Below are 2,311 nucleotides of genomic sequence, written 5' to 3'. Positions count from 1 at the left end.
CAGCTCGGCGTAAGCGAAGGGCTTGTGAACCTATCCTCCGAGCTGGAGGAAGTGTCGCGTTCGCTGCAGAAATCTCTGGAGCGGTTCCGGACCGAATAATCGGCATGAGGCGGGTTTCCAGCGGAAGCCCGTCTTTTGTATACTTGAATGACGAAAAATAAGCTGTCGAGGTCGCAGGAGACAGGTATTTATTTTAAATGTAAACTTCTTTGCTTTAGAATCCGATATTAAGGAAACAACCGCTAAGCTGGAGGATGGAAATTGCCATGAAGCTGAACCCGCTGCGTTATGTAAGCGCCAAGCTGTTTTTGATCGTTTTTGTCAGTATTCTCGTTTGCGTTCTGTCCGTAGGTCAAATCTCGTATGGCATTTCCAAGAATGTGATCGAAAAAAAGGTTAGCGCTTCCACGGAAGAGACGGTCAGTCAGATCGCCGGCAAGCTGGATTTGATCTTGGACAGCTACCTGAATTACTCGGTCCAATTCCTTACGGACAAGGAAATCCAGTCCAATGTAGGGGAATTCTTCAGCTCGACGGTCGATGAGTACGGGGTGTTCTCCGCTCAGCGCAGCCTTAATGACAAGCTCTCGGGGATGGCCATGTCCAACAAGGGCGTGCTCAATATCAACTTCATCCCTATCAATTCCCATGCGAAGACGCAGGTTCTCGGTACAGGCAATCTCAATTACGAGCAGGTCAAGGAATCAGCCTGGGTCAAAGCGGCGATCGAGCAGAATGGAACTCCGATCTGGATTCCGACCCAGCCCAAGGGATTCCAGGGAAATGGCGACAAGCCTTCGATCGGGCTCGCGCGCGTCATCAAATCGCCTTCGGGCACCAACTCTTTCGTCATGCTGATCGAGCTGCGGGAATCGCTGATCTCGGATCAGCTCAATGCGATCAATCTCGGCAGCGACAGCCGGGTCGCTCTCTTGGGAGCGGACAAGGCCGTGCTCTCGGATACGATGGCGGCAGAGGACGGCGCAGGCAAAACCTTCAATTTCAATTCGCCATCCGACGCTGAAAATGGAAGCTTCCGCGCGGATAGTCCTGCGGGCCCAGTGCTGACGATTTACAAGAAGCTTGAGGTGAACGACTGGAAGGTCGTCGCGATGCTGCCTACCGCGGAGCTGGTGAAGGACGCCAAGCAAATATCGCGCATGACTTGGATTATTGCTGCAGCTGCGGCAGTTCTCGCCTTGCTTGTCGGGCTCTATGTCATCCTCTCCGTCGGACGCCCGCTGCGGCTGATGCGCAACCTGATGAACGAAGGGAAGAAAGGCAATCTGACCATCCGCTCCCGCCATCGCTCGAAGGACGAGATCGGGCAGCTGTCGTCGAGCTTCAACGAGATGATGGAGCAGATTACAGGTCTCGTGCAGCAGGCGAGAGGAAGCGCGGAGCAGGTGCTGTCTACCGCGGGAGAAGTCGGCCAGTCGTCCCGGAGGACGGCCGGAGCGGCGCGGGAAATCGCGGCCGCCACGGAGGAGATCGCAGGCGGAGCGACCAGCCTGGCGATGGAAGCGGAGAAGGGCAGCGACCTGACGACCGGCATGGACGAGAGCATGCGCCAGGTGAAGCTGTCCAATGACGGCATGATTGCGGCGGCAGGCGAGATGGAAGCGGCTGGGGCGCAGGGGACCGGCCATATGGCGGCGCTGATCGACCAGACCGGCCTGGCGGAAGGCATGGTCCGCGGGATGGCGGAGAAGGTCGACCGTCTGAAGGACAGCACGCGCTCGATCCGCAAAATTCTGGACGTGCTTGGAAGCGTGGCGAAACAGACGAACATCCTGTCGCTGAACGCATCGATCGAAGCGGCGCGTGCGGGAGCGGCAGGCAAAGGGTTCATGGTCGTAGCCGGGGAAATCCGGCAACTGGCCGAGCAGTCGCGTGAATCGATCAGCGTGGTGGAGGGCATCACCGATACGATCCAGCGCGAGATCGACGAGACGGTGTCGGTGCTGTCGGAGGCGCAGCCGATCTTCCAGGAGCAGATCGGATCGGTGCGGGAAGCGAACGGAATCTTCCTGGACGTGCAGACGCGGATGGCGGATCTGGCGAGAAGCCTGGACGGAGTGACGGAGGCGATCCGGACGCTGGACGAGACGCAGGCGCAGCTGAGCGAGGCGATGGGCAGCGTAAGCGCCGTGGCGGAGCAGTCTTCGGCGACGTCGGAGGAAGTCGCGTCTCTGAGCAGCGAGCAGCTCGGCGTAAGCGAAGGGCTTGTGAACCTATCCTCCGAGCTGGAGGAAGTGTCGCGTTCGCTGCAGAAATCTCTGGAGCGGTTCCGGACCGAATAGGAACACGG

The 2,311-nt window shown here is 58.3% G+C and carries 1 protein-coding gene; it reads left to right on the top strand.

Features of this window, described 5'->3' with window-relative positions:
* The first annotated feature begins 266 nt into the window (after nt 1–266).
* Nucleotides 267–2,303, top strand: a complete 2,037-nt coding sequence (locus ACLBWT_RS23235) for a methyl-accepting chemotaxis protein (protein WP_447665426.1) — start codon at nt 267–269, stop codon at nt 2,301–2,303.
* The last annotated feature ends 8 nt before the right edge of the window (nt 2,304–2,311 follow it).

This window comes from Paenibacillus sp. D51F (genome assembly GCF_053345695.1).
The sequence above is the reverse complement of the archived record's forward strand: the minus strand, read 5'-3'. Positions and strand labels throughout refer to the sequence as shown.

What these genes read in the sequence shown, in the direction of transcription:
- ACLBWT_RS23235 (WP_447665426.1), top strand. Translation starts at nt 267, where the DNA reads ATGAAGCTGAACCCGCTGCGTTATGTAAGCGCCAAGCTGTTTTTGATC.